The sequence below is a fragment of the Candidatus Hadarchaeales archaeon genome (genome assembly GCA_038736355.1).
GTDB lineage: Archaea > Hadarchaeota > Hadarchaeia > Hadarchaeales > WYZ-LMO6 > WYZ-LMO6.
In genome coordinates this window covers 1-5,574 of sequence record JAVYML010000004.1, presented here as the reverse complement: position 1 = coordinate 5,574, position 5,574 = coordinate 1, and the positions used below count along the sequence as shown (strand labels likewise).

At 52.3% G+C, this 5,574-nt stretch carries 6 protein-coding genes; all 6 read right to left on the bottom strand.

Annotation, left to right across the window (positions count from 1 at the left end; translation table 11 throughout):
* Positions 1 to 262: hypothetical protein (locus tag QXG22_06880; GenBank protein ID MEM0359706.1), on the bottom strand; the 262-nt coding region annotated here is incomplete at its 3' end.
* Positions 263 to 296: 34 nt separating this feature from the next.
* On the bottom strand, positions 297 to 1,868 hold the full coding sequence (locus QXG22_06875; protein MEM0359705.1) for a hypothetical protein: 1,572 nt from the start codon (positions 1,866 to 1,868) through the stop codon (positions 297 to 299).
* Positions 1,869 to 1,876: 8 nt separating this feature from the next.
* Positions 1,877 to 2,662, bottom strand: a complete 786-nt coding sequence (gene mcrG / locus QXG22_06870) for a coenzyme-B sulfoethylthiotransferase subunit gamma (GenBank protein ID MEM0359704.1) — start codon at positions 2,660 to 2,662, stop codon at positions 1,877 to 1,879.
* A 2-nt stretch (positions 2,663 to 2,664) separates the two neighbouring features.
* Positions 2,665 to 4,044 (bottom strand): hypothetical protein, encoded by a 1,380-nt coding sequence (locus tag QXG22_06865; protein MEM0359703.1) that lies wholly within the window; start codon positions 4,042 to 4,044, stop codon positions 2,665 to 2,667.
* A gap of 8 nt (positions 4,045 to 4,052) precedes the next feature.
* Positions 4,053 to 4,664 (bottom strand): hypothetical protein, encoded by a 612-nt coding sequence (locus tag QXG22_06860; protein ID MEM0359702.1) that lies wholly within the window; start codon positions 4,662 to 4,664, stop codon positions 4,053 to 4,055.
* A 9-nt stretch (positions 4,665 to 4,673) separates the two neighbouring features.
* The coding region (locus tag QXG22_06855; protein ID MEM0359701.1) for a hypothetical protein at positions 4,674 to 5,574 on the bottom strand (901 nt) is incomplete at its 5' end.

Below are 5,574 nucleotides of genomic sequence, written 5' to 3'. Positions count from 1 at the left end.
CCCTCTCTATGGCCACCTGTCTTCCCAACCTGGCGAACTCCTGCTTGCGCTTTGACTGCCTGTAACCTCCCCTCTTGTACATCTGGGAATCTTGGAGGGCAAAGGGATCGGCACCAAAGGTTCTTTGCATGATGGAATAAAGTGGTCTTTCCTTTTCTACCTCAAGGTATTTTTTGGAAAGAGCGTACAATTCGCGGATATATTCTCTTTCCCTAGCTTCAAGCTGGCCGGCTTTTTCGTCCAGCCCCTTTCTTCTCTCCACGTTTAGGTAAGTAGGAGAGAATCAAATAAAAAGCTTACTCTACCGGGAGCTTGTAAGGAGTAGTTCCCAGGAGTATCAATTTTCCTTCCTGACCCATCTTCCTATCCGCCAAGCAGCTGTAATGCAGGATGTTTTCTCCAGAACCATCATACCCTTCTTCCACCATGATCTGCATCTTCTCCCTCGTCATGTCCAAGGGCCAAACCTGTCCTTCCTTCCAATCTATGGATGGGAAATCGCTGGGCTTCAGCCATTCGATGGTTGGATCAAAAAGATACTTCAGTCTCGGTACTTCATTGTAGGGAGGAACCCTCCCCGTCTTCCTATCTACTCCTCCCTCCGATTCCAACAACTCCCAATACTCCTTGGGCAACTTATCAGGATTGGCGATGAGATCCCTTATGTTCGCCTCTCTATAAACTGGGGCAGGGAGAGCGGTGAGGAAGGCCTTGGGTGGGGGTATGCCTTCATCGTAGGGTATGGCCCACCCTTTGAACGCCTTTCCTTTGAGGTAGAGTTCCCTCATCTGATGGAGCATGGGAGTTTTCTTCTCAGGAGTGATGACCTTGTTGATAGCATCACATACCAAACCCTTCGGTCCCGTGGTGAAAAGTTCATCGAGTCTCCTAACCCAAAGCTCGGAGGGTAGGGCCAAAAGGGTGTTTAGGATGGGGGGAAGGGGTTCATAGGTGTAGAACATCATGGGGATACCGAACAATCTAGTGGCGTTCATGGCCATCCAAACTAGGCCCCAAAAGTGTGAAGTCCAGAAGGCGTGTTGGGAAGCAATACCCATGTTGCCAGGAGAAGTGGAGATGTAAAGAGTGGCATGAGTCCACTTGGGGAAGATCTCTTCCCTCAGGTCCTTGATGATGTCCCTAGCCATCCGGAGCCATTCTATCAAATCATAGGGAGATTTCTTTGGAATTTCCTTGAGTTTTATACCAGTACGCAGGTGTCTGCGTTCGAGCGGTGCCGTGACATCGGAAGGAACGGCCATGAATTCGCTGGGGGTAAGGAGCTTTTGTCTATCCTCTTCATCGAAATGCTGTACGATTTCCTTTGTCATTCCTATGATCCAGTGCTGTACCGGTACCCCATCCTCATTGTGATATCCTTGGAACCAAACGAATTCTCCTCTCCACCAATCCACATGGCACCACATGGTGGTTGCATATTTCCCATAGAGCATCTGGGTGGTGGAGAAACCTAGGTCCGGCCTCACCATGTAGGCGGGGGGATGGCTGAGGTGGCAAAGCCACTTGGCTTTGATGAGCTCTGAAACGGGAGGTTTCTCAGCCACCGCTTTCTTGCAAACCTCAATGGCATGGATAACTCGATAAGCCCACTCTACGAATTCCTCATAAATCAACTTGTCATACTCCTCCATGGTTATCCCTCCCCTTTCCTTAATCCAGTTGAGCATCCAAGGTTCGGTGGCCATGCCATCTGGGGCTATGTGCTCATAACCCGGCGGGTAAGTATCCCTGTAGACTTCTGCCTGTTTTTCCCTTATTTCCAGTACCGTTCCACTAACTTTTTTCTTGAAATCCTCAAAAGCTTCAGGACTCAGTACTCTGCTAACACCTTCTAGGTGCCTGCTCATGATCACACCTACATGTCCTCTGTGAGGAGTTCTGGATTGAATCCCGCTATGACCCTAAGTTTGGCTGCCCTTGAAATGATTTCCAAAACTTCCGTTCTGGACTTGAAGGGATGAGTATCCCAAGTATAAGCCAGATCGAGCTTCCTACATTCTTCTTCGGAAAGGGGTCTGCCCACGGGAACCGGGTTATCGAGCACCCTTCCCATCTGATCCTTGATGTAAACCACCTCTCCACTTTCCTTGTCCAAGATGTACCTCCTCCTGGCATCGAACATCAACCCATCCTCGTCCAATCTGAGGGAGTGACCATGAATGGTAATCCCCTTCAGGGCCGTTCTAGCCGGGTTAAAGATTTCGGTCTCCAAAAGCATTTTCATCGCCGCCTCCAAGTCCCTTTCCCTCATCTCCAAGATGCACCTCCCACTGTAAGCCACCACATCTATTCCCCTCAACCTGTTGAAGTAGAGCCTCAGCCTGCCATAGGGTGCGATCGGCGGATGCCAGAAACTGTCCGCGAACTGTACAAATCTTATCCTATCCCCAGCCCTAGCCCCGGGAGTGGGGACCACGATGTTCTTGATGGGATCGTATGGCTCGATGAGTTCTTCGAGAGGGGGATGCACACTCGGATAAAGGGCTCCCACGGGTCTATGACCCAGCAGGCGCGTGATATCGTCATCGGAGATCTCGCGGTATTTCGCCAACTTCCTTCTCTTGTCCCAGAGTTTTCTCCTCCTTTCAGAAGTCTCGTCCTTTCCGGGATAGATTTGGGGCTCGTATTTGGTCTTTGCCATTTTTACCCTCTCCTCACCTCCGATTTTATCCTTTCCGCCGCCTCCGCCACTTTCTTCAAGGGCTCATGGAGAAGGGGCAATCTTTCCCTTATCTTGAAGTAACTGGCGGAAGTCATTTCGGGAGAGAAGAGCTGAGTACCCGAATCCAGACACATGCCTGCCACAATACATGGACCCACGAACCCAGAACCATGTCTGGGAATCACATGGTCGAGGGTATAAGCACCCGGACCCGCTCCTCCATAAATGGAGTGGGTGTAGAAGGCGAAACCCTGTCCCGTCCCTTCCACCCTACCCGCATCTGGATCGGGAAGACCACCCGTCTCCATCAAAAGGAGATCCCCGAAGTATCCCACTACCGTGGAAACACTTTGAGCTGCCCTGCTGGCACCCACATTCACTATCACAGCAGCCAAAACGGCGGCACAAGTGTATGCATTCCAAAGGGGATAATCGTTGGTGGAGTAAATCTTGTAACCGGACGGTAGGGTCCTCTTCACCTTTATCACCCCATCCTCTATCCCCCTGCGCACTATGCTGTAAGCCACGTCCCCTATCGTTCCCTCCCTGTTCTCCTTCACCAAGTCGAGTACCAGATTATGGGCGTTGAAGCCTTGGTAAGCCGAACCAAGGAGTTGGTATCTTTCAAACCACCCCAGAGCGTTCCCCATCTCCCACTGGGCGGCTTGCTCCAAAATAGTGGCGAGTGCCACCCCATCCATGGTCCTCTTGTTACAAAGAGCTACCAGATGGTTGACCATGATGGCCTTGAAGCCCGAGCCCAGCCCGTCGACGGTGTTGCTTTGCTTGAGGAAGGTGGAAACTGGACCACCCGGAGGAAACTCTGGAGATTGCGGATATCTTCCGAAAACAGCCCCTTTCAACATGTTGCATCCGTCTGGATCCGTTTCTGGAGTCATGTTGAAAGTTTCTGCCACCGCCTGGCAGAGGGCTACTGCTGTCCAAGTGAGGGCGGGATCCCTGCTGGCCGAAATCTCCATCATCCTGCGGGGAACCTTTACTATGATGTATCTACCCACACCCTCCACGAGGGGTTCTCCATCCCCATACCTCTCTATCTTGTCCCTTATTCTCTCCGTGATCTCCTTGGCCTTGTCAACCAGCGGAAGGTCCCTTCCATACCAAGGCATCTTGTTTTCATCCTGTCCCACTGCCGTTTCCCAGCCGGCCATTCCTTTCTTCATCAGGGTTTCGAGCTTGCCCAAATCGATAATGGCCACCCTTTTGAAGAGGTCAAGGACTTCCCTCATGTAGGGGTTGTAGAGGGGAGAAAGGGCCTTCAAGGGGATATCCGTGGCTAAGCAATTTCCTAGATCATCGTACAGGTCCACGGTTTCCTTTCTCTTCGTCTCCGCCTTCATCTCCTCACCTACGGGTGTCCGAGAGGCCACATCACGGGCCGTGGGATGGGTGTGGGACTCCCCGGAGCAGCCTCCCGACCATTAGTAGCTTCTAACACATCACATAAAAGGTCTATGGCTGCCACCGTATTCCCTATGATTTCCACCCTTCCCTCGTATAAAGGATTGAAGGGGGGTAGTTCACCGCAGAGAACGGCCACCAGATCGTAGTATCCTATTCTAACCACCACGTCCGGTTCCTCCTCCGCATAGCCCTCCATCACATCCGTGGGATTGAGGAAAATCCTTGCGTATTCTATCCCTCTAGTGGGATGCTTTACTTCGAAGAGGATGAGCCTAGAGGGAGGGGTACTTCCAATGGAGATGGCCAGAGGACTCGTCATGGCCTTTCCTATAATGAAGTCATGGAGCAACTCATAGGCTGTAGGCTCCCTCCCCCGGTCTACTATCCAAAGGGAATGCGGGTATTCCCTCCACCATCCTTCCGGACGAGGTTGTGAAGCCTTGGGGAGGGGCGGCTTTTCCGTCGTCACCCTTTCCATAACGGATGGAAGCTTGGTTTTTTCAAACTCTTCTGCAAAGTTGGGATACCATTCTTCTAGTTTGGGGATTTTTCTCATCCCCTCACCTCAGTGGGGCGGGAGTACTGGGTCCCTCTCCCCCGCAGGCATGAACTGTCTTATGCCTGCCTTGGCGATACAGAGCCTGGGATGTTTGAAGTCGAAAACCAGATGGGGATCGGCGAAGGCCACCTTCACGATGGGGCTCAGGCACCAGGCGCTTCCCCTTCCTATCATGGCCCCATAAACGGCTGCTGCCCTGATCGCACCGTGGGCGGCGCTGAAGGATTGCATGGGATAGTTCAGTCCCCTCAACTCCGCCAGGTTTCCCTCCTCCGGCCTGAAGCTGCACAGATAGGGAAGACCTATATGGTCTTGGATTTCTTGTCCCGCCCATCCCGTTCTGAGCCAGCCTTCTTTCATCACATGGGCGATGGAGTAGTGAGCTGCCATCAATCCCATCGTGGAACTGCCTGTGATGATGCTTGCAGTAGACGCAGCTATGGAACCTATAACGGAAACCCTGTGGGCACCTCCCCAATGGAATTCTGCCAACGTGGGGAACTTCTCATAGCTTTCCATGGTGTATTGGATAATGGTGTTCACCATGAACTTCACAACATCCCACTCAGGGGGTGCCTTTCTCACACCCATGGTGTATCGGTGGATGAGCTCCACCAGCTCATCGGAGAAGGATTCTATCACGTTACCCGCCAAGGCGGCTGAAGCCACGGTGTTGGAGAAACCTATACCTCCACTCATGTAGAAACCCAACCAAATGGAGTTGTCTATCACCGCCGCTATTCCTCCCACTCCCTCGTTCAAGGCCCTCAGGTACTTTTTGGCCTCCTCCTCATCCTCCTGGGCTACCTCCAGGAACCTCCTGGCCGGGAGATCCCTTTCCGCCTGCATGAAGTCGCAGATGTAACCGTCGGGGAAGCCTCCGGGTTCGTTCGTTCCCCTCATCCTC

What these genes read in the sequence shown, in the direction of transcription:
- QXG22_06875 (MEM0359705.1), bottom strand. Translation starts at nt 1,868, where the DNA reads ATGAGCAGGCACCTAGAAGGTGTTAGCAGAGTACTGAGTCCTGAAGCT.
- mcrG (MEM0359704.1), bottom strand. Translation starts at nt 2,662, where the DNA reads ATGGCAAAGACCAAATACGAGCCCCAAATCTATCCCGGAAAGGACGAG.
- QXG22_06865 (MEM0359703.1), bottom strand. Translation starts at nt 4,044, where the DNA reads ATGAAGGCGGAGACGAAGAGAAAGGAAACCGTGGACCTGTACGATGAT.
- QXG22_06860 (MEM0359702.1), bottom strand. Translation starts at nt 4,664, where the DNA reads ATGAGAAAAATCCCCAAACTAGAAGAATGGTATCCCAACTTTGCAGAA.